The sequence below is a fragment of the Pseudoalteromonas sp. SR44-8 genome (assembly GCF_014163635.1).
Taxonomy (GTDB): domain Bacteria; phylum Pseudomonadota; class Gammaproteobacteria; order Enterobacterales; family Alteromonadaceae; genus Pseudoalteromonas; species Pseudoalteromonas rhizosphaerae.
Genome location: NZ_JACJDS010000001.1, coordinates 83,608 through 105,977, shown reverse-complemented (window position 1 = coordinate 105,977; position 22,370 = coordinate 83,608). Strand labels below are relative to the sequence as shown.

Sequence of the window (22,370 nt, the reverse complement as noted above, 5' to 3'; positions counted from 1 at the left end):
CGGGATGTGTATTACGTCATGATCTAACTGTGAACAATCTACCTTAAGCATTGATGCTAATAATAAATTAGCAAAATAAAATGCCAACATTGCTTGTTTAAAGACACTAAGCTTGCTAGTTTGGCTTTCAGGGCGATTAAAAATCAAACTACTATAACACTGTTAAGAAGCTTAATCGTGGTTTTATTGTGAACTATTTTTTAAGTTCGTTTTAGCGAAGCATTTAACTGGTGTTGTGATTAATTGGGACTTTTTTCTATTTAATCGCTAGAAAAAACAGGCATGCTTTATTGGTGAATTACATAAAATAATAAGCGCTGTGTGATTTTTAATACTTAGCTTTGTGCTAATTTGGTGCGAATGTCGCACCAAATAATTCTTCACAGCGCTCGCTCTTTGATTCTAAACAGTCAATAGTGACCAATATATAGGCTAACAGCCTAATTTTATTATGTAATCTATATGGAATGTATATTGCTTAAATAGCAGGCAGGTAGTAGTAAGTTATACTTAAATGGCTATACAAAAAATTAAAGAGGGATTAATCGATGACAATTACTGTTGGTATAGCGCACCATACTCAATACAAGTACGACCGCCCAGTAAATATGGGGCCGCATATTTTCCGCTTACGTCCAGCACCGCATAGCCGAACTAAAATTAAAAGCTATTCATTAAAAATAGTGCCGGAAGATCATTACATCAATTGGCAGCAAGACCCTTTTGGTAATTATCAGGCAAGAGTGGTATTTAATAGCCCCACAACTGAGTTTAGTTTTACTGTTGATTTAGTGGCTGAAATGACGGTAATTAATCCGTTTGATTTCTTTTTAGAAGAATATGCTGAAGAGTTTCCATTTGAATACGATAAAGTCGCAAAGGCTGAGCTTAATCCCTATTTAAAAAAACGTAAGGCGAGTCCTAAGTTTTTAGAATTGATTGATTCGTTACGTCCGGAAAAACCAATCAGAAGTGTTGATTTTTTAGTTGCGGTCAATCAGTCAATTTATAATCTTGTTGGCTACGGCATTCGTTTAGAGCCTGGAGTTCAAACGGCGAACGAAACCATCACAAAAAAAACCGGTTCATGTCGAGATTCTGCGTGGTTGTTAGTACAACTGTTTCGTCATTTAGGTTTGGCTGCTCGTTTTGTATCTGGTTATTTAATCCAACTTACATCAGATCAAAAATCACTTGATGGCCCAAGTGGTCCTGATGAAGATTTTACTGATTTACACGCATGGACTGAAGTATATATTCCAGGCGCAGGTTGGATCGGGCTTGATCCTACCTCCGGCTTATTTGCTGGCGAAGGCCATATTCCGCTTGCGTGCACACCTGAACCTAGCTCAGCAGCACCTGTCTCTGGTGGCATAGATAAGTGCGAATCAGAATTTAGTTTTTATAACAAAGTAACGCGCGTACATGAAGACCCTCGCGTTACAAAGCCATATTCAGAAACACAATGGGCTGCAATAAACCGCTTGGGTCAGCAAGTTGATGATGTATATGTTAAGGAAGGTGTTCATTTAACAATGGGCGGTGAGCCGACGTTTATTTCTATTGATGATATGGAACATCCCCAATGGAACACAGAAGCCGACGGTAAAGAAAAACGAGTGTTAGCACAAAGCTTATTTATTGCGATGAACAAAGCATATACCAAAGGTGGCTTTACACATTATGGGCAAGGTAAATGGTATCCGGGAGAGTCACTGCCTCGCTGGCAATATGCATGTTATTGGCGAAAAGACGGTGAAGCTTTGTGGCAAGATGCCAGTTTATTAGCTGATCCGAATAAAGATTATAAATTAGACCACACAGATACCAAGCGTTTTACAGAACAGCTATGTGCAGAAATAGGCCTTGAAACCAAGGCTATCACTACAGCCTATGAAGATATTTTATATCATTTATGGCAAGAGGCATCGTTACCCAAAGAGGTGGGGCCTAAACAGCCTGAACTTCTTAGTGCAATGAGCCGTAAAGGCTTTTTAGCTAAAATGGAACAAGGTATTGAAAAGCCTGTTGGTTATGCATTGCCGCTGCAGTTTAATCAAGCGAAACATTGTTGGCAGTCATGCAAATGGGAATTTAAACGCGAATACTGTTTTTTATTACCAGGTGAATCACCCCTTGGTTATAGATTACCGCTTGATAGCCTTGAGTGGACAAGCAACATTATTGAGCGAGATCCGTTTGATATTCCAGATAACTTTACAAAAGCTAAAAAACTGCAAAAAGGCTTTATTGGTCAACAGATGATCAAAACCGCAATGGCATTGGAAGTAAGAGAAGGGCGGTTGTACATCTTTATGCCCCCAACGAGCCATTTTGAACATTATATGTCGCTATTAAATGCGATTGAAAGCACCGCAAAAACCCTGCAAATCCCGGTTGTTATTGAAGGCTATAGCCCGCCTAAAGATAGTCGTGTAGAAAAATACGCCGTGACACCTGATCCAGGTGTCATTGAAGTGAACATCCACCCATCTTCGTCATGGCAGCAATTGGTAGATAGAACAACGACACTTTACGATCTAGCCAAACAAGCACGTTTAGGAACAGATAAGTTTATGGCGGACGGTCGTCATACCGGCACCGGGGGGGGTAATCATGTCACTTTAGGTGGTGAAACGCCGCAGCAAAGCCCGTTCTTACGACGCCCAGATATTTTAAGAAGTTTTATTACTTATTGGCAGCACCATCCTGGATTATCTTATTTATTTTCAGGTTTATTTATCGGCCCTACAAGCCAAGCACCTCGTGTGGATGAAGCACGTGATGAGTTGCTCTATGAGCTTGAAATCGCATTTTCACATATGCCTGAAGGGGAAGTGCCTGAGCCATGGCTCGTTGATCGTTTGTTACGCAACTTACTTGTTGATTTAACAGGTAATACACACAGGGCGGAGTTTTGTATTGATAAGCTATATTCACCCGATTCAGCAACAGGACGACTAGGTATTGTCGAGTTTAGGGGGTTTGAAATGCCACCTCACTCACAAATGAGTTTAGTGCAAATGTTGTTATTACGGACTTTATTGGCTTGGTTTTGGAAAAAGCCTTATCACAAACCGTTGATCCGTTGGGGCACCGAATTACATGATAAATTTTTATTACCTCAGTATGTTGAAAATGATTTAGCTGAGGTTGTTAGAGATCTGCAGCAAGCTGGTTTTGCATTCCAAGTAAGTTGGCTAAACCCATTTTTTGAGTTTAGGTTCCCTGTTTGCGGCACCCGAGAACTCGATGATGTGACGTTAGAGCTTAGAACCGCGATTGAACCGTGGCATGTACTAGGTGAAGAAGCCAGTGCATCTGGTACTGCTCGGTATGTTGATTCGTCATTAGAACGCGTGCAAATCAAAGTAATTGGCACAATGAGTGACCGCTATATCGTTACATGTAATGGCCGACGCGTGCCGCTTAAAATTGTTAAAGGCAAAGCGAAAGATGAAATGGTTGCCGGGATCCGTTACCGTGCATGGCAGCCACCAACAGCGCTGCATCCTACAATTGGTGTACATGCACCGTTAGTATTTGATCTGATCGATACCTGGGAAGGCCGCTCAATGGGTGGTTTTGTCTACCATGTTAGTCATGCTGGTGGGCGAAATCCAGAAACATTACCCGTTAATGCATTTGAAGCTGAAGGGCGAAGGGTTGCACGATTTTGGGAGCATGGTCACACACCATCATTATTAGCATCTGATCAGCCTAGTTGGAGCCCATCGGCTGCGACACGAAGCTTTGAATCAGCACAATCGGTGAGTGAATTTGTTGTTCCCGATGAAGAAAATACTAATTCAGATTACCCTAATACGCTCGATTTAAGGAGACAACCTAAGTTCAAATAAATCATCTTTTTGGGTTGTTCATTGTATGACTCCACTTTGACATTACGCAAAGTAGAGTCATTATTTAACAGACGCTTTTGTTAATACAATTACCAACAAATTGAACTAGAATGATAGTTTACTTTCTATAGCGGAGCGCTTTTAGCTTGTACATTAATAATAATACGATGCCAGAGCTGCCTAATTGGTTGTCTTTATACCTTGATAAACGCCACGGTCATGATGAATTGGCGGATCACAGTGGCTTAAACCCTGAGCATTGGGATACTTTATTTAATCGTTTAGCAAGTTTAACCGCTGAAGATGTAAGTAGTCGTGCCATTGAAATTACGCAACTTTTGCAAAATGGCAATATTAAAAGTGAGAGTAATCAACAGTGGCACTTCGATCCACTGCCTTTTATGTTTTCTCGAGCAGATTGGAATACGTTAGAGCAAGGCATAAAACAGCGAACTTTATTACTTAATAAGATCCAACAAGATGTTTATTCTGAGCAAAAGCTACTTTTGAGTGGGCAAGTATCACCGCAGCAGCTGTACCAAGATAGTCATTACTTACGTGAAGGATTTAGCTTACCAAGTGATGAGCTAAAACTTTTTTTTACAGCGGTTGATGTGTATCGCGCACCATCGGGTGAATTTAAAGTCTTAGCTGATCATTGCCAATGTCCGTTAGGTCTAGGGCTATTGCTTAAAAACCGCATTATAGCTAGGCGCGTTATGGCTGAAGAGTTTGCTGAATGCAACGTGCAACAAATTAAAGAGTTTTTAAATTTGTTTCAAGAAGGCATTAACGAGTTTATTCATTATATGGATGATCCTCGTATTGTTATTTTAACTCAAGGGATCGATGATCCAAATTATAACGAGCATGCGTTTCTATCTACTTACTTTGGCTATACTTTAGTGCAAAGCGCTGATTTAACAGTGCGTAATGGCGAAGTGTGTTTAAAGTCATTACAAGGGTTGGGGAAAATCAATGTGATTTTACGTTGGATCCCAGATCAAAGTATCGATTCACTTGAACAAACACAATACTCGTTACATGGTATTCCAGGCTTATTACAAGCTGTACGTGAGGGCTCAGTAAAAGTATTAAATCCTTTTGGTAGCGGGGTACTCTCATCACCAGCAATACAATGTAATTTAGCCCAGCTATCAGAGCAACTTTTACAACAACCATTATTACTAGATTGCCCTAAGTACCACAGCATTGAAGATGTTAAATCATCGGATTGGTCACAGTTAGTGTTTGGTAGTTATAAAGATCCTAAACTAACACTTGATGGCCATTTAGACGCGGATAAAATTAAACAACTTATAACTAAGCAACCTAGCGATTATTATTTTCAAGATAAACCCGCATTTAGTAGCGCACCATTTTGGGATGACGGTAAGTTAATTGCAAAACCTGTGGTATTTAGGTGTTATGTATTAACCACAGAAAATGGCATCGAAGTGCTGCCATCGGCACTGTGTTTCTCTTATCAAAATAGTGCTAACGCTAAGGGCGCTGGTTGGCTCAAAGATACTTGGATAAATACCAGTAAAGATATTGATTTAACTGAGCAAAGTGTACCAACACCAATTAAAAAAAGAATGGATGTAAGCTTACTTGAAGGGGTTATATCAAGTCGTACTGCAGAACATTTATTTTGGCTCGGTCGTTATTTAGAGCGCTGTGAAAATACCATAAGAATATTACGTATCTTTATTGATCGTTACACTGAGTTGGCTATTTATCCAGATTTAATACGCCGCAGTACTGTTGCTCGTTTGTTGGCTGCTATCAGCGCTCAGCATATTGTTTACCCTTATGTAGAACAGGCCATCAAGCTTGAAGAATTTGATAGCGCAGTGTCTAAGCAAACAGCGTTTGCTTTACTCGCTGATGAGCTACGCGCGGGTAGCATAATAAATACGTTAAATTATTTAGCGAATGCATCAGTACAGATCCAAGAATTATTGTCTCATGATAGTCGTCGTATTATTGATGAAATCAATGAGCAAGTTAAAGTGCTAAAGCATATTAATATCAACATTTCATCACGTGCGATGCAAAGTATTTTAGATAAAGTGATTGGTTTGATCATGGCCTTTAATGGCTCGTTAGTGGATTGTATGCCAAACAGCAATGGCTGGTTTTTACTTGAGATGGGTCGCAGGATTGAGCGCAGCTTACAAATCACCTCATTAACAGGGGCTTTATTAACGCAAGAACTCGAGCAAGCTGAAGAGCTTGGTTTACTCGAAGCGGTTTTGAGTAGTCAAGTTAGCTTAGTGACCCATAAACGTCGCTATAGAATGTATCAAAGTATAGGTACTGGGCTTGAGCTGTTATTACTGGATGCAGAATACCCTCGCTCATTACTTTTTCAGTTAGAGCAAATAAACCAGTTATGTAAGCATTTACCGACTAAACGCAGACAGGGAGTGATAGCAGCACATGAAAAAGCAATTTTACTTTCTAAAACGAGTTGCTATGTCACAGAAAAAGACTACCTGCAAAGGACGGACGCTGGAGTTCGTAAACAGTTAATCGAGTTTAACCATAATATTCGCCTGAACTTAAATACCTTTTGTGATGTATTATTATTGCAGTATTTTTCTCATACACAAACGGCGAATAAATTGAATTGGACTAATATTGAGCAAGCTCAATCGTGAAATATAAAATAAAGCATTCCACAACTTACAGTTATGCTGATTTTGTTAGCTTGTGTCAAAACCAAGCACGGTTAACACCAAAAACAAATCGTGCTCAGATATGCCACAGTAGTCGCATAGATATTGAGCCGCCGGCAAATTATCTACAAGAATTTACGGATTATTTTGATAATAAAGTGACCGCGTTTGAAATAGCCACACAGCATAAAAAACTGAAAGTGACTATGACCAGTGAAGTGGAACTTTTATTAAGTGCAAATATTAACCTCTTCGACACTGATATGCCTTGGCAAGAGGCTCGCGATATCGTCGCAAAGGCAAATACATATCAGCTGTTAAAAACATCGGAGTTTATTTTGCCATCTCAATATACTCCTTTTGTACAGGGTATAAAGGAATACGCTTTAACGTCGTTTTTAGCTGATATTAGCTTGATTTGCGGCTGTAAAGATCTCATGGCACGGATTTTTCATGAGTTTCAGTATGATCCCGGTTTTACTACGATTAGTACACCTTTGAGTGTTGTTTTTGCACAAAAAAGGGGCGTTTGCCAAGATTTTGCACATTTTGCGATAGCGTGCTTACGCAGTATTGGTTTAGCAGCACGTTATGTTAGCGGGTATATAGAAACAATGCCTCCCGAGGGGGAAGAAAAGTTAGCTGGTGCAGATGCGACCCATGCATGGTTTTCTGTGTTTGTGCCAAGATTTGGTTGGGTCGACTTTGATCCAACAAACAATGTTATGCCTAATGAGCAGCATATAACACTTGCTGTTGGCCGTGATTTTTCTGATGTCACTCCTTTGAAAGGCGTGGTTTTTGGTGGCGGTACACAATTGCTTGATGTAGCGGTTGATATGATTCGATTGGAGTGATTAAAACAACTCAATATTAATAATGGATAAGGCGGAAGGATGTATGAAAATTGACTGGAAAGCATATCAAACAAATGGCTTTTTTGATGAATTAATAGACGCACAAGGAAATATTCGAACGCACGGTAAACAGTTAGCACAGTTTTTTTCTAGCTTATCAAAAGAAGAATTAGTTAAAGCCAGAGCTGTTGCAGATCTAGCCATAAAAGAAATGGGCATCACGTTTACAGTTTATAATGAAGGCAATATGATCGATAGAGCGTGGCCGTTTGACATTATTCCGCGCACTATTGGTAAAAAAGAATGGCAGACTATTGAGGTAGGTTTAAAACAGCGTGTTGAAGCGTTGAATCTGTTTATAAATGATTTATACCATGATCAAAAAATAATAAAAGACGGTATTTTTCCAAAAGGCTTACTCGAAAAATCAGTTAACTTTCGCTCTCAATGTGTTGGAATTACTCCGCCAAATAATATATGGGCGCATATCTGCGGCTCCGATTTAGTGCGCGATGGAAATGGCACTATGTTTGTACTCGAAGATAACTTACGCGTGCCGTCTGGGGTGTCTTATATGCTTGAGAACCGCTCAGTGATGAAACGTGTTTTCCCTGAGTTATTCGAACAAGTGTCGATTTTACCAGTTGATGATTATCCTTCACAACTGTTTGATATGTTGGCAGCAATGTCACCTCGTCCAGACGATAAGCCTGAAGTAGTGGTATTAACACCCGGTGTATTTAACTCCGCCTATTTTGAACATTGTTACCTTGCTCAAGAGATGGGCTGTGAATTAGTAGAGGGGCGTGATTTAGTAGTCGAAAAAGACGACTGTGTCTATATGCGCACAATTACAGGCTTGCAACGCGTTGATGTAATTTATCGACGCATCGACGATTTATTCTTAGATCCCGAAGCTTTTTTACCTGAATCACAATTAGGTGTACCCGGTTTAATGCGAGCATGGTCGAAAGGTAATGTGGCGTTAGTCAATGCACCCGGTGCAGGGGTTGCGGATGATAAGGTGGTTTATGCCTATGTACCTGACATCATAAAATATTACTTGGATGAAGAACCCAAGATAGAAAATGTGCCAACCTATAAGTGTTTAGATCCTAAAGAATGTGATTATGTTATTAAAAATATTGATAAACTAGTTGTCAAACCTGCAAACGAGTCGGGTGGCTATGGTTTATTGATTGGTCCTAAATCGACTAAAAAAGAGCAACAAGCAACCATTGCACAAATAAAAGCCGATCCACGGAATTGGGTAGCGCAACCAACTCTTGATTTGTCTACGGTTCCCACCCTTGACGGGACAGAGCCTGATGGACGTCACGTTGACTTGAGACCGTTTATATTATCGTCAGGTAAAGACACACAGATCACTACTGGTGGCCTTACTCGTGTTGCGATGGTGAAAGGTTCATTAGTGGTAAATTCATCTCAAGGCGGTGGTAGTAAAGATACCTGGATTGTTGACGAAGAGGCTAAATAATATGTTATCAAGAGTAGGTGAAACTTTATATTGGGTAGCTCGTTACGTTGAACGTGCAGAAAATGTTGCACGGTTAATTAATGTCAACAACATGCTGATGTTGGATTTACCTAAAGGCGTATGTACAGGCTGGGAGCCATTAATAGATATTATTGGCGCGCGTCAGGCGTATGAAGATAAACACGCTGATTACACAGAGCAAAAAGCGCTGCGTTATTTACTTGTAGGTAGTGATAATGGCTCGTCTATTTTAAATTCTATTATCTATGCTAGAGAGAGCGCTCGAACAATTCGAGACGTAATGCCTCGCGATGTATGGGAAGAAATTAACTCCCTTTATTACTATGTAAAAGATAATCAAAAAGAAGGGCTTGCTAAGCGTGGCCGATTTGCTTATCTAAAGAAAATCATCGAATCAGCCCATCAAATATTTGGTGCTTTAGATGCGACTATTAACCATGATCATGGTTTTACGTTTATCCGCTTTGGGTCGTTAATAGAACGTGCTGATATGACGTCACGGATATTAGACATTCGTTCAGAGACGTTGATCACCAGCGATGAAGCAAAACCTTATGAAAATATTCAGTGGATCAGCTTATTGCGCTCGCTTAGTGCTTATCAAATGTATCGACAAGAGATGAGCGTACGGGTGCAACGTGCTGATGTATTAGAATTCGTGATGCACAGTGAAGTATTTCCACGGTCAATTTTGTTTTGCTTAATAGAGCTGAAAACGCTGATTTCACCTTTGCCAAACTCTACAGAGATTATAAATTTAATAGATGCAGTGGTAAAACAATTGAAAGCTGAAGATGTAAGAGCGCTTAAAAATGGCTACTTACACAATTATATGGATCAAATCCAAATTGAATTAGCGGGCATTCATAATGCATTAGCGCAAACGTATTTTTTAAAACCGCCAGAATAGGCCTGTTAAGCTATTAATCTTATAATACGCCCAAGGTTTTAAATTACATTGGGCGTTATTAACTAACGTGAGCTTTGGCTAATTATGAAAACGCGTTGTCTTTTAATTGTGCTTGCATTTGTTCGCGCATTTTAAACTTTTGTAGTTTTCCGGTAACCGTCATAGGGTAACTTTCAACAAATTGAATGTGTTTTGGTATTTTAAAATAAGCTAATTTATCTTTTAAGAAGCTGCGAATTTCTTGCTCTGTTAACACGGCATCATCTTTAGGCTGTACCCAAGCACATACTTCTTCGCCGTACTTGTCGTCACTGATGCCAAAAATAGCAGCATCTTGCACGCCAGGGTAAGTGTAAAGTACTTCTTCAATTTCGCGCGGGTAGATATTTTCGCCACCACGAATGATCATATCTTTAATTCTGCCCACTATTGCAACAAAACCTTCCGCATCCATTACACCTAAATCACCAGAGTGTAGCCAGCCTTCTTTATCGATAGTTGCGGCGGTTTTTTCTTCATCATTCCAATAGCAACGCATAATACCCGCACCACGGCTGCATACTTCGCCAGCAAGCCCTATTTTTTGTATATTACCTACTTCGTCAATAATTTTTACTTCTGTATGCGCCAGCGCGCGGCCGACGGTAGTAACTTGTTTTTCAATGGATGAGTCAATCTCCGTGGCATTATTAATGGGACTACATTCCGTTTGGCCGTAACCGATAACAACTTCATTCATATGCATCAGCGATTGTACTTTACGCATTACTTGCTCAGGACACGTCGAGCCTGCCATGATACCCGTACGTAAACTGGATAAGTCAAAACGAGCAAAATCTTTTAGTTCTAGTTCAGCAATAAACATCGTAGGTACGCCATGCAGTGCAGTACAGCGTTCTTTTTCAACCACCTCAAGCGTGATTGTTGGATCAAAAGAATCTCCTGGAAATACTGCCGTAGCTCCTTTACTTATACATACTAAATTACCTAATACCATTCCAAAACAGTGATATAACGGCACTGGAATACACAGCTTATCATCTGCAGTTAAGCGCATTGCATTAGCCATAAGAAAACCATTATTTAAAATGTTTTTATGGGAGAGCGTAGCGCCTTTGGGATTGCCTGTTGTGCCGGAGGTAAACTGAATGTTGATGTCTTGATCTGGTTGCAAAGTTGCACCAATGGCGTTGAGCTCAACGCGGTGGGCGGCCGTTGGCATTGTCATAACTTGACTAAAACTAAACATGCCTGCGGCAGGCTCATCACCAATGCGAATAATATTTTTTAAATAGGGGAGGTTTTTTGCCTGCAGTTGCCCAGCTTTTGCAGCGGCAAGTTCGGGCAGTAATTCATTAAGCATGCCTAGGTAATTACTGGCTTTGAAACTTGAAGCGGTTATAAGAGTTGAACACTCGACTGAATTTAGTGCAAATTGTAGTTCGTTTGGACGATACGCTGGGTTAATACAGACCATGATTGCGCCAATTTTGGCGGTCGCAAATTGGGTTAAGCACCACTCAAGGTTGTTTGGTGACCAGATACCAACACGATCACCTGGTTTTACACCTAAAGCCAGTAACCCCATTGCCAGCTGGTTGATCTGCTGCTGATATTCTTTATAGCTTAAACGAATGTTTTGATGATGCAGCACTATCGCAGGGTGGTCTGGATTATTGTCGACAATGGAGTCGAAGTAATCACCTATGGTTTTATTGATCAATGCTGGGCTTTGTGCTCCTTTATAGTAGCTATGCTCTAAGCCAGCTGTATCTTTGACTGTTTTATTCGCATCGGTTGCAGTTGTATTATTGTTACTTATTTGCATGTACGGTCTCCGTGTCAATGTTGTGAGAGTCTACTCAGTTAGAAAAACACAGATTGTCGACAAATGAAAGCGCTATACGACCAATGTAGTAATAAAAATGATAAATATTAGGCAATAAAAAACGCTAGCTGTAGCTACAACAAAAACATTGCAGTACACACTAGCGTAGTATCTGATTATAAATTGAACTCTAATTGAAAATTAAAGCTCTTCGCTGCGGTAGGTTTTTTTCATTAAATGTACATATGCATTTACAAACGCATTTTCTTGGTACTTTTTAAGCCCCGTTTCAGCGAAATCAATAGGAATAGGATTACGTTTTAATTGTTCTTTGATCTCGGTTGTACTGAATAAATAAACACTCAGCTCAGGGATCAATTGAATTGCAGTTTCCATTTTGAAACCGTTCGCACTACCGGCAAATTTACCTTTAGGCGCACGTTGACGAATAGCAACTGAGTCAATTTGATAGTCCTGCATAAGTTTCGCAAAATCAAATTGGAATTTACGCATTACTTCAGTGTCATTACCATTACCTAAGGTAAAGCGAGTTTGGCGAATATCTCGTATATCAAATACATCGTTATCTTTTGTTAAAATACACAGTAGTACGTCACTACCGGTAATTTCTACACCGCATGTTCTCATTGTCATTCTCTAAATAACTAATTTGGGCAGCATTATATCAATTAAACGCCTTAAAAACAGTGCATTTTAAAAACCGATTTCAATCCCAATGCCACTGTGGTCGCTTACGCAGATATCTTCATCAATTTGGTTTGGATTTAAGTGTTTATCAAAGCTTAGATAGTGCAACGATTTTATCCGCGATAATGCACAATCAGTATTAAAGTGTCCTGAGGTCAAAATATAATCAAGCACATTGCCACGACCTTGATAGTAATGTGTTGCTGGTTTTACTTTACCATTTGCCGATTCACTGCTTAATTCAAACGAATCAGTTAATCCTACAATGGGTTGTTCAAGCTCTAAACAGGGCTCGCAACGAGTAGGGTGAAATCCTTGGGTCATGAATGACAGCGCAGGGCTGTCAATATTGTCGTTAAAATCCCCCATTACTAATGTTGCACAGTTTTTTTCACGCTGGGTTTTTAGCGCATCATAATAAACAATCGAAGCTTCCAGTGAGCGTGATATTTGCGATTGCATCATGCCAACGGTTTGTTGTAATAGATTTAATAAGGGATCGTCTTGATTATGAATGTTTAAAATATGCGCCATTGAATGCACCCGTTGTGATTTAAAGTGCACCACGTAGCAGGTTAAATCACCAAATTCAGGTACATCAAAACTGCATTTAATAGGTGTGCGATTAAATTTAAATTCATTTTGATTATTTAAGTACTCAAGTAGTTCTGGGCAAGGGGTGAGTTCGTGGCATGCTTGAAAAGGGATTTTCGCGGCAATCGCCACCACAGGGTTAAATAATACCTGTGGATAGAGATGATCACTGCGTGGACTGGCAACAGTAGCAAAATAGTCATAGCCTTGCTCTTTACACAAAATTGCCAATTCTTTGGGGCTAAACACCTCTTGGAAAGCAACAACCATTGCTTGACTTTGCTGTAGGAAGTCAGTGATAAATTGCTGTTTTTGCCGCCATTGCGTTGCGTTGTAACGTTCATGTAATTGATAAAAAGAATAAGGTGGCGCCGTAAAATTAAGTAAATTTAAAGTGGCAAAACGGATACGATTAGACGTCGTCATTAGGTTATCCAACAGCTGAAATTAAATTAAGTATGAAATGCGAGGGTTATTTGTCAATTTGTCTGGCTAAATACTTGTATTTAGTGGCTCCAAACGCGACAATAACCGCTTGTGTTTGCTAAGACTCAACAAATACATTAACCAAATACGGTTAAAATTAACAATGCTTATTCGTAAAAGCGTTGTCGAGTTATTCATTTTAATTTAATAAATACATGTGATGCATTGTAGGCGTCACCACTGTAGTAAGGACTTATAATGCCAGTTATTACTCTTCCTGACGGCAGTCAGCGTAGTTTTGAAAACCCTGTAAGTACACTTGATGTAGCCAATGATATCGGCCCAGGCTTAGCAAAAGCCACTATCGCTGGTCGTGTTAATGGCACTCGCGTTGATGCCTGTGATTTAATTTCTGACGATTCTCGTCTTGAAATCATCACCGCAAAAGATGATGACGGCTTAGAAATAATTCGTCACTCATGTGCTCACTTGATAGGTCATGCAGTTAAGCAACTGTTTCCTGATGCAAAAATGGCAATTGGTCCAACGATTGATAATGGTTTTTACTATGATATCGATATGGAACATTCATTAAGTCAAGATGACTTAGAAGCTATTGAAAAGCGCATGTTGCAACTTGCTAAAACAAACTACGACGTGGTTAAGAAAACCGTAAGCTGGCAAGAAGCCCGTGATGCATTTGCAGCGCGCGGCGAAATGTACAAAATTCAAATCCTTGACGAAAACATCGCTAAAGATGACCGTCCAGGATTATATCACCACGAAGAATACATCGATATGTGTCGTGGTCCACACGTACCGAACATGCGTTTTTGCCAACATTTCAAAATAATGAAAGTAGCCGGTGCCTACTGGCGTGGCGATTCAGATAATAAAATGTTGCAGCGTATTTATGGCACTGCATGGGGCGATAAAAAGCAACTTAAAGCCTACTTACAACGTTTAGAAGAAGCCGAAAAACGTGATCACCGTCGTATTGGTAAAGCACTTGATTTATGGCATTGGCAAGAAGAAGCGCCAGGCATGGTGTTTTGGCACAACGATGGGTGGAGCATTTACCGTGAACTTGAAGAGTTTGTGCGTGAAAAGTTACGCGAGTACCAGTACGAAGAAGTAAAAGGTCCAATGATGATGGATCGTTCTTTATGGGAAAAATCAGGTCACTGGGAAAAGTATTCAGAAGCAATGTTTACCACTGAATCTGAAAAGCGTGAATACGCAATCAAACCAATGAACTGCCCAGGTCACGTACAGATCTTTAATCAAGGTTTAAAATCGTACCGTGATCTTCCACTGCGTATGGCTGAATTTGGTTGTTGTCATCGCAACGAGCCGTCAGGCGCACTTCATGGTCTAATGCGCGTACGTGGCTTTACTCAGGATGATGCCCATATCTTCTGTACTGAAGAGCAAATCATGGACGAAGTATCAGCGTGTATCCAAATGGTTTACGATACGTACGAAACATTCGGCTTTGAAAAAATTGTGGTTAAGCTGTCAACACGCCCTGAACAGCGTATTGGCGAAGATCATATGTGGGACAAAGCAGAGCTTGCATTAGCTGATGCACTGAAAGCAAATAACATCGAATTTGATTATTTACCGGGTGAAGGTGCCTTCTACGGTCCAAAAATTGAATTTACTTTGTACGATTGCTTAGACAGAGCGTGGCAGTGTGGTACAGTGCAACTAGATTTTGCATTACCAGGGCGTTTAGGGGCAACTTATGTTGCTGAAAACAACGAACGTCGTACACCTGTTATGATCCACCGTGCAATATTGGGCTCTATCGAGCGCTTTATCGGTATTCTTACAGAAGAGTACGCGGGTTTATTCCCGACTTGGCTTGCACCAAAGCAAGTAGTGATTATGAATATCACTGATAAACAAGCTGCTTATGTGCAGGAAATTGTACAAAAATTAAATAAACTTGGAATTAGAGCCGCTGCTGACTTGAGAAATGAGAAGATTGGCTTTAAAATCCGTGAACATACATTAAAACGTATCCCCTATTTACTTGTTGTTGGTGATAAAGAAGTTGAACAACAAGAAGTAGCAGTACGTACCCGCACAGGTGAAGACTTGGGCAAATTTAATGTTGATGAATTTGTCGCTAAAATTAGCGAAGAAATTAAAAATCGACTATAAAAACTCTGCGTGTAGGGCATACATTTAATTGCTAACTACACGCTTATTATTTGATATTCTTGGAGGAACGTACTATTAGAGGCGGCAAGAAAGGGCAACAAACAGCCCAAAAAAATCGTATTAACGAAGAAATTACAGCTCAAGAAGTTCGCTTAATTGACATTGAAGGCGAGCAAGCTGGAATTCAGTCATTAAAAGACGCGCAAACTATGGCTGATGCCGCTGGTGTTGATCTAGTAGAGATTAGCCCAAATGCTGAGCCGCCTGTTTGTAGAATCATGGACTACGGTAAGTTCATCTTTGAAAAAAGCAAAGAACTAAAAGAGCAGAAGAAGAAGCAAAAGCAAATCCAGATAAAAGAAATCAAATTCCGTCCTGGCACGGATGAAGGTGATTATCAGGTTAAGCTTCGCAACTTACGTAAGTTCTTAGAAGGTGGCGATAAAGCTAAGATTACCATCCGCTTCCGTGGTCGTGAAATGGCCCACCAAGAAATTGGTATAGAATTATTAAACCGTATCAAAGGCGATTTGGAAGAGCTTGCAGTTGTTGAGTCTTTCCCTAATCGTGTTGAAGGTCGCCAAATGGTTATGATGATGGCGCCTGTTGCTAAAAAGCAATAAACAAGCTAAGATACGCAGCGAATTTAGCTCAGGTCACCAAGTAATATGCAAATATTCACCTGTGCTAACCGGTAATAAAGTAAAACTGCAGCATTTATGTTGGGTTTTCACCGGAATATGGCAGTAAGTTAGGCCTAAAAGTGGAGCTATAGCAATATATCTCACGCCTGCTTACTAATTTTAAAGCAATACATTTGGAGTTATTGCAATGGCTTATAAGCTAAAAAGTCACAGAGGCGCGGCTAAGCGTTTCAAAAAGACTGCTTCTGGCGGTTTCAAGCGTAAACAAGCGCATCTTCGTCACATTCTGACTAAGAAAACTTCTAAGCGTAAGTTACACCTACGTCCTAAGATGATGGTTCATAAGAACGACCATGGTCTAGTTTCACGTATGTTACCATTCGCTTAATAGGGGTTTTTAGAAATGGCAAGAGTTAAACGCGGCGTTGTCGCACGTGCACGTCACAAAAAAGTTTTAAAACAAGCAAAAGGTTACTATGGAGCACGTTCACGTGTTTACCGCGTAGCTTTCCAGGCTGTTACTAAAGCGGGTCAATACGCTTACCGTGACCGTCGTGCGAAGAAACGTACTTTCCGTCAATTATGGATTGCACGTATCAATGCTGCTTCACGTCAAAATGGTCTGTCTTACAGCCGTTTTATCAATGGTCTTAAAAAGACATCTGTAGAAATCGATCGTAAGATCCTTGCAGATATCGCTGTTTATGACCAGGTTGCATTCGCAGCGCTTGTTGCAAAAGCTAAAGAAGGCCTAGCGGCAGCTTAAGCTTTTAAAATAAGTATTAAAAAGGAGCCTATGGCTCCTTTTTTTGTGGCTAAAATAAAGTTTTCACCAACAGTTATTTGCGGTAAGGCTCGTGAAAAGCGAGATAGTCGGTAGTGATCCCAACCGCGCTAACGCTATATAATAATTACAAATAAATGAGGTAATTAACTATTTTGAATTGGCAATCCTTAGTTGATAACCGCCAACGCTTTTTCTGGGTATTACAGATTGCGGGTTGGATCGGTTATGCACTTGTTAACTACATTGGCTCAAAAGTCTTTGAGATGCGCGATATTTATGTATTTGTGATCGTACTCAATGCTTACGCCGGGTGTTTAATGACTGTGCCATTGCGCTATATGTATCGCAAAGCCTGGAATGCATCTCCTTGGGTTTTAATGTTAGTAGTGTTCGGCGCTTCGTACATTACAGGCACTTTATGGGCGGTAATACAAAAATTTAATTTATGGGAGATTTATCGCCATGGTTATCGTCCTACAGAATGGTTTTACTATCTGCAACAAGGCTTAGATTCGGTTTATATTATTCTTTGTTGGAGTGGTTTGTACTTTGGCATTAAATATTATCAACTACTGCAAAGTGAGCGCCAAAAAGCCCTTAAAGCAACAACGATGGCGCATGAAGCACAACTGAAAATGCTACGTTATCAATTAAATCCTCATTTTTTGTTTAATACTCTTAATGCTATATCTACGTTGATTTTGGTAAAAGAGAATAAAGATGCTAATTTAATGGTGTCAAAGTTGAGCGACTTTTTACGTTATACACTCAATACCGATCCGATAAAAAAAGTCCCACTTGAACAAGAGTTGCATGCACTGATGCTTTATCTTGAAATAGAGCGAGTACGATTTGATGAACGGTTGCAAGTGAATGTGCAAATCAGTGATGAAGCAAAAAATGCATTAGTGCCGAGTTTAATATTGCAACCGATCATCGAAAATGCGATTAAATATGCAATAGCTCATCTTAGCGAAGGGGGAGTAATTGATATTAAAGCACAAGTTTTTGCTAATGAACTATTATTGGAAGTAGGCGATAATGGCCCCGGTACTGAATTACTTAATGGCCAATTAGTTAATTCACAAGGGGTAGGGGTGGCAAATACGAAAGACCGCCTGAAAACTTTGTATGAAAATAACTATTCGTTTGTGTTATCACATAATACGCCAAGTGGATTGAAAGTGAATCTGCGCGTTCCGTTTGAGAAGGCTGTGAAGAAATGAGCAAGATTAAGACCCTGATTGTCGATGATGAACCATTAGCCCGTAGAGGGTTAGCGGTAAGATTAGAGGAGTTTGATGATATCGAAGTCATTAAGTTATGTAACTCTGGTCAAGAGGCTATCGATGCATGCCAAGCAGGGAAAATAGATTTAGTTTTTTTAGATATTCAAATGCCTGGAATGAATGGGTTTGAGGTTGCCAGAGCACTCAGTGAAAGTGTCAGAGCGTTACCTGCTATTGTATTCGTAACCGCATTTGATCAGTTCGCAGTCAAAGCATTTGAGATCCATGCTTTAGATTACATCCTTAAACCAGTCGACGACAACAGACTAAAACAGGCGGTAGAAAAAGTGCATACCTACTTGAAGACGCAACAAGACAACGCCCATAAAAAGAAATTGGCGAGTTTTGTAGCTGGAATTACTGGTAATAATTGTGAAGAGATTTTGAAAAAACTGGCAACTGGCGATACATTAACAGATCGCCGTTACCCAGAATCTTTAGCGGTGAAAGAGCAGGGTGAAATAATCCGTGTACCTGTAGCGACAATTCAATGGGTTGATGCCGCTGGTGACTATATGTGTTTACATTGCCAAGATGGTCAAACGCATATTTTACGAAAAACTATGAAAGAACTAGAACAGGAACTTGATCCTCAGCTATTTGTACGTGTCCATCGCAGTGCGATTGTAAATACTAAACAAATTAGCAAGCTTGTAACTCAGGTAAGTGGTGAGTATTTATTAGTGCTTGAGAACGGCCAAGAATTAAAAGTAAGCCGTAGTTATCGCGATAAAGTAAAAGCTGCGTTAGCAAGTTAACTTAGAAACGGGCTCAATAGCTGTTATATAACGAAGTAAATTAAACCATGTGTTTTAAATAAAAAAACGCGAGCCTTGGCTCGCGTTTTTTTATAACTGCGTTAATTAAGCAACAGTAACAATTTTCATAGTATTGGTTGCACCAATCGTTTCCATAGCATCACCATGAGTGATGATCACAGTATCGCCAGATTGTAATGAACCCGCATTCACAAGTGTGTTAAGGGCATCTTTTACCATGTTATCTTTTTCACATTGTGTTGAGTCAAAGAATACCGGGTAAACACCACGATATAATGCTGTTTGACCAAGTGTACTGGCATGACGAGACAATGAATAAATAGGTAAGCCAGAGCTGATACGTGACATCAATTTTGCTGTGCTACCTGATTCAGTTAAAGTAATAATCGCTTTTACTGAATCTAAATGGTTTGCCGCATACATAGCTGACAATGCAATTGATTCTGCATTAGAAGAGAAACGACTATCTAAGCGATGCTTAGAAACGTGAGTTTCTTTTTGTGATTCTGCCCCTAAACAAACGCGCGCCATGGTTGCCACGGTTTCTTCTGGGTAATCGCCTGCCGCTGTTTCAGCTGAAAGCATTACCGCATCAGTGCCATCAAGGACTGCGTTGGCAACATCCATAACTTCTGCACGGGTAGGCATTGGGTTATCGATCATTGATTCCATCATTTGTGTTGCTGTGATCACGGTACGGTTAAGTGAGCGAGCACGACGGATAATGAGTTTTTGTTTACCCATTAAGGCAGCATCACCAATTTCAACACCTAAGTCACCACGAGCAACCATCACCGCATCTGAAGCAAGGATAATATCATCAACTGCTTCTACCGTTTCAACGGCTTCAGCACGCTCAATTTTAGCTAAAAGCTGTGCTTTAGAGCCTGCAGCTTCAGCTAGTGAACGCACATAACGCATATCGTCGCCACTGCGTGGGAATGATACTGCGATATAATCAACATCAATTTCTGCTGCAGTTAATAAATCTTCTTTATCTTTATCAGTGAAGGCTGGAGCAGTTAAACCACCACCTAAGCGGTTGATGCCTTTATTGTTAGATAACACGCCACCAACAGTTACTGTGGTATGCACTAAATGACCTTCAACATTTACTACTGTTAATTGAATTAAACCATCGTTTAAAAGTAGTAAGTCACCAGGGGCAACATCTTGTGGTAATTCTTTATAATCAATACCTACGGCGTTGATATCGCCTAGGCCTTTTTCCATTTTTGCATCAAGAATAAATTTTGCACCAACAGGTAGCGTTACTTTGCCATCTTTAAATGTCGATACACGAATTTTTGGGCCTTGTAGATCGGCTAAAATAGCAATGTGCTTGCCTAGTTTTTTGGCAATGTCACGCACTGCTTGGGCACGGTCTTTGTGATCTTGTGCAATGCCGTGTGAGAAATTCAAACGCACTACGTTTGCACCAGCACGGATTATTTTTTCTAAGTTGTTATCTCGATCGGTTGCAGGTCCAAGGGTCGCGACTATTTTTGTGCGTCTAAGCATCAAATTCTCCTGTAGGCTTACAATGTTGTAAGCAGGTTGACGGTTTTTCGTTATTTATAGGTGTTAGTTTAACTGACACGCATAATACAGTTTTTACTGACAGCAAATAGCGCGTTGACATCAAGGTAACGTGTAAAGCTGTCATTATTTTATACAAAAAAATTATGACCACATTATGACACCGGTGTCAGGTCTCGTCAATGCTCGACTCAGAAATCCATATCAGGAAAATTTATCGCCCCGAGGCAACGGTTGTTTGATATAATCACTGTATCTTGCGTGTTTGTCTTGCGCAAAGCGTTGTATCTGTTGTCTAGGCTCGCAATTTTAAGTGGCTTGGGTATATAATGCGCGCGGTATTATTTCATTTACTAACCAATAGTTGTTACCGAGGAGGACACTAAATGCAAGTTGCATTAGTAGGGTTAGGCGTTATGGGTAAAAATCTTGCTCTCAACTTGATTGAACAAGGGATGACGCTAGTAGCTTATGATAAAAACCCAGACGCGGGCGAAGAGCTATTAAGCTGTGCTAAATTACAAGGCATGGCAGATCGTCTGCACATTGTGTCTGATTTAGGTGATATGGTAAAACGGTTAACGCCGCCTCGCTCAATTTTGTTATTAGTGCCAGCGGGTGAGTTAGTCGATAAAGTTTGCAGCGATTTAGTTGATGCAGGCGTTGATTGTGACGATATTATCGTCGATTGTGGCAATAGTAATTATAAAGACGGTATTACTCGTAAACTAAAATATCAAAATAAATTTGAATTTGCCACTATGGGGATTTCTGGCGGTGCTGAAGGCGCGCGTCATGGTCCTGCGATGATGGCAAGTGGTTCAGAAGGCGGCTGGGAACGCGTTGAGCCATGGTTTGAAAAAGTAGCAGCAAGCTACAAAGGTGAATCGTGTTTTGCCCGTGTTGGTCAATCAGCCAGTGGTCACTTTGTAAAAATGGTGCACAATGGAATTGAATATGCGTTAATGCAACTAATCGCAGAAATGTATCAATTATTACGCTTAGGCACTAACCGCACTCCACATGAAGTTGCAGAGATTTTTAATCAATGGTCTGAAGGCACACTCAATAGCTATTTATTATCTATCTCAAGTCATATTTTATCGTTAGAAACCGATGCGGGTGAAGCGTTGGTTGATTTGATTGATAATAAAGTTGGCGCGAAAGGCACGGGTTTGTGGACGGCACAAAATGCATTAGAACTGGGTATCGCCGTTCCTTCATTGGTTGCAGCTGTGCAAGCGCGTCACTTAACCAATACTGGTGACACACATGCAGCGAAAGAAATGACGTATGCAGCTAAATCAACTTCACAGGTTGAATTAGATTTAGATGAACTTAAAGATGCCTTCTTGTTTGCAAGTTTACTGGCTTATCGTCAAGGCCTTGCGCTGATCAAAGGTGCATCACGTGCACATCAATGGAAAGTCGATTTATCTAAAACACTGCAAACATGGCGTGCTGGTTGTATTATCCGTGCTGATTACTTAGATAACATCGCTGAAGGTGTTGAGTTTATCGACACTTTAGAAAAAGAGTCATTAGCGCTGCGTAAAATAACAGGTCAAGCAATGATGACTGGATTAGCATTTCCGGTACTTAGCTCAACGCAAACGTATTTTGCGACGTTGACGACACCAAGCAATGGTCATCTAGTACAAGCACAGCGAGATTATTTTGGTGAGCATGGCATTAAAACTCATAGTGGTGAGGTATGTCATTTAACTGATTTAGTAGAGATTGACGCGAAAGTACGTTAATTAGGCCAATAAGTTAA

General features: G+C 40.2%; 16 protein-coding genes. 12 read left to right on the top strand and 4 right to left on the bottom strand.

Annotated features, from left to right (window positions below; genetic code table 11):
• The first annotated feature begins 548 nt into the window (after positions 1-548).
• The 5 genes from H5183_RS00420 to H5183_RS00400 all read left to right on the top strand — a co-directional run bounded on the left by H5183_RS00420 (position 549) and on the right by H5183_RS00400 (position 9,830).
• On the top strand, positions 549-3,860 hold the full coding sequence (locus H5183_RS00420; RefSeq protein WP_182730612.1) for a DUF2126 domain-containing protein: 3,312 nt from the start codon (positions 549-551) through the stop codon (positions 3,858-3,860).
• Between the two features lie 146 nt (positions 3,861-4,006).
• Positions 4,007-6,526, top strand: coding sequence for a circularly permuted type 2 ATP-grasp protein (locus H5183_RS00415; protein ID WP_182730611.1), 2,520 nt, complete (start codon positions 4,007-4,009; stop codon positions 6,524-6,526).
• Positions 6,523-7,401, top strand: a complete 879-nt coding sequence (locus H5183_RS00410) for a transglutaminase family protein (protein ID WP_182730610.1) — start codon at positions 6,523-6,525, stop codon at positions 7,399-7,401. The genes H5183_RS00415 and H5183_RS00410 overlap by 4 nt, the downstream gene beginning before the upstream one ends.
• Before the next feature lie 43 nt (positions 7,402-7,444).
• Positions 7,445-8,899, top strand: coding sequence for a circularly permuted type 2 ATP-grasp protein (locus tag H5183_RS00405; protein ID WP_145233167.1), 1,455 nt, complete (start codon positions 7,445-7,447; stop codon positions 8,897-8,899).
• A 1-nt stretch (position 8,900) separates the two neighbouring features.
• Complete coding sequence (locus tag H5183_RS00400) at positions 8,901-9,830, top strand: alpha-E domain-containing protein (protein WP_182730609.1); 930 nt, start codon at positions 8,901-8,903, stop codon at positions 9,828-9,830.
• Between the two features lie 82 nt (positions 9,831-9,912).
• Here the strand turns inward: H5183_RS00400 and H5183_RS00395 are convergent, their stop codons facing one another.
• The 3 genes from H5183_RS00395 to H5183_RS00385 all read right to left on the bottom strand — a co-directional run bounded on the left by H5183_RS00395 (position 9,913) and on the right by H5183_RS00385 (position 13,386).
• Positions 9,913-11,658 carry an AMP-binding protein gene (locus H5183_RS00395; RefSeq protein WP_182730608.1) on the bottom strand — a complete coding sequence of 582 codons (1,746 nt, stop codon included), beginning with the start codon at positions 11,656-11,658 and terminating at the stop codon, positions 9,913-9,915.
• 201 nt (positions 11,659-11,859) lie between these two features.
• Positions 11,860-12,306, bottom strand: a complete 447-nt coding sequence (locus tag H5183_RS00390) for a DUF3010 family protein (RefSeq protein WP_145233170.1) — start codon at positions 12,304-12,306, stop codon at positions 11,860-11,862.
• Positions 12,307-12,372: 66 nt separating this feature from the next.
• Positions 12,373-13,386, bottom strand: a complete 1,014-nt coding sequence (locus H5183_RS00385) for an endonuclease/exonuclease/phosphatase family protein (RefSeq protein WP_182730607.1) — start codon at positions 13,384-13,386, stop codon at positions 12,373-12,375.
• A 258-nt stretch (positions 13,387-13,644) separates the two neighbouring features.
• On the opposite strand from H5183_RS00385, the gene thrS reads away from it, so the two are divergent.
• From thrS to H5183_RS00355, 6 genes are all read left to right on the top strand, one after another.
• Positions 13,645-15,555 (top strand): threonine--tRNA ligase, encoded by a 1,911-nt coding sequence (thrS, locus tag H5183_RS00380; RefSeq protein WP_145233174.1) that lies wholly within the window; start codon positions 13,645-13,647, stop codon positions 15,553-15,555.
• 59 nt (positions 15,556-15,614) lie between these two features.
• A complete protein-coding gene (gene infC, locus H5183_RS00375) occupies positions 15,615-16,178 on the top strand; it encodes a translation initiation factor IF-3 (protein WP_145233176.1) in 564 nt (187 codons plus the stop codon).
• A gap of 208 nt (positions 16,179-16,386) precedes the next feature.
• A complete protein-coding gene (gene rpmI, locus H5183_RS00370) occupies positions 16,387-16,587 on the top strand; it encodes a 50S ribosomal protein L35 (protein ID WP_004587840.1) in 201 nt (66 codons plus the stop codon).
• A gap of 15 nt (positions 16,588-16,602) precedes the next feature.
• Entirely contained in the window at positions 16,603-16,965 is a 363-nt protein-coding gene (gene rplT, locus H5183_RS00365) for a 50S ribosomal protein L20 (RefSeq protein ID WP_008110477.1), read from the top strand.
• A gap of 173 nt (positions 16,966-17,138) precedes the next feature.
• Entirely contained in the window at positions 17,139-18,212 is a 1,074-nt protein-coding gene (locus tag H5183_RS00360) for a sensor histidine kinase (RefSeq protein ID WP_145233178.1), read from the top strand.
• Positions 18,209-19,033: a LytTR family DNA-binding domain-containing protein gene (locus tag H5183_RS00355; protein ID WP_145233180.1), complete on the top strand. Its 825-nt coding sequence runs from the start codon at positions 18,209-18,211 to the stop codon at positions 19,031-19,033. Before H5183_RS00360 ends, H5183_RS00355 begins: the two co-directional genes overlap by 4 nt.
• A gap of 105 nt (positions 19,034-19,138) precedes the next feature.
• On the opposite strand, the gene pyk is transcribed toward H5183_RS00355, so the two are convergent.
• Positions 19,139-20,575, bottom strand: a complete 1,437-nt coding sequence (pyk, locus tag H5183_RS00350; protein ID WP_182730606.1) for a pyruvate kinase — start codon at positions 20,573-20,575, stop codon at positions 19,139-19,141.
• A gap of 404 nt (positions 20,576-20,979) precedes the next feature.
• On the opposite strand from pyk, the gene gndA reads away from it, so the two are divergent.
• A complete protein-coding gene (gene gndA, locus H5183_RS00345) occupies positions 20,980-22,353 on the top strand; it encodes an NADP-dependent phosphogluconate dehydrogenase (RefSeq protein ID WP_145233185.1) in 1,374 nt (457 codons plus the stop codon).
• Positions 22,354-22,370: the final 17 nt, after the last annotated feature.

What these genes read in the sequence shown, in the direction of transcription:
- gndA (WP_145233185.1), top strand. Translation starts at nt 20,980, where the DNA reads ATGCAAGTTGCATTAGTAGGGTTAGGCGTTATGGGTAAAAATCTTGCT.
- H5183_RS00355 (WP_145233180.1), top strand. Translation starts at nt 18,209, where the DNA reads ATGAGCAAGATTAAGACCCTGATTGTCGATGATGAACCATTAGCCCGT.
- H5183_RS00385 (WP_182730607.1), bottom strand. Translation starts at nt 13,386, where the DNA reads ATGACGACGTCTAATCGTATCCGTTTTGCCACTTTAAATTTACTTAAT.
- rpmI (WP_004587840.1), top strand. Translation starts at nt 16,387, where the DNA reads ATGGCTTATAAGCTAAAAAGTCACAGAGGCGCGGCTAAGCGTTTCAAA.
- H5183_RS00420 (WP_182730612.1), top strand. Translation starts at nt 549, where the DNA reads ATGACAATTACTGTTGGTATAGCGCACCATACTCAATACAAGTACGAC.
- H5183_RS00390 (WP_145233170.1), bottom strand. Translation starts at nt 12,306, where the DNA reads ATGAGAACATGCGGTGTAGAAATTACCGGTAGTGACGTACTACTGTGT.
- rplT (WP_008110477.1), top strand. Translation starts at nt 16,603, where the DNA reads ATGGCAAGAGTTAAACGCGGCGTTGTCGCACGTGCACGTCACAAAAAA.
- thrS (WP_145233174.1), top strand. Translation starts at nt 13,645, where the DNA reads ATGCCAGTTATTACTCTTCCTGACGGCAGTCAGCGTAGTTTTGAAAAC.
- pyk (WP_182730606.1), bottom strand. Translation starts at nt 20,575, where the DNA reads ATGCTTAGACGCACAAAAATAGTCGCGACCCTTGGACCTGCAACCGAT.
- H5183_RS00400 (WP_182730609.1), top strand. Translation starts at nt 8,901, where the DNA reads ATGTTATCAAGAGTAGGTGAAACTTTATATTGGGTAGCTCGTTACGTT.
- H5183_RS00395 (WP_182730608.1), bottom strand. Translation starts at nt 11,658, where the DNA reads ATGCAAATAAGTAACAATAATACAACTGCAACCGATGCGAATAAAACA.
- H5183_RS00405 (WP_145233167.1), top strand. Translation starts at nt 7,445, where the DNA reads ATGAAAATTGACTGGAAAGCATATCAAACAAATGGCTTTTTTGATGAA.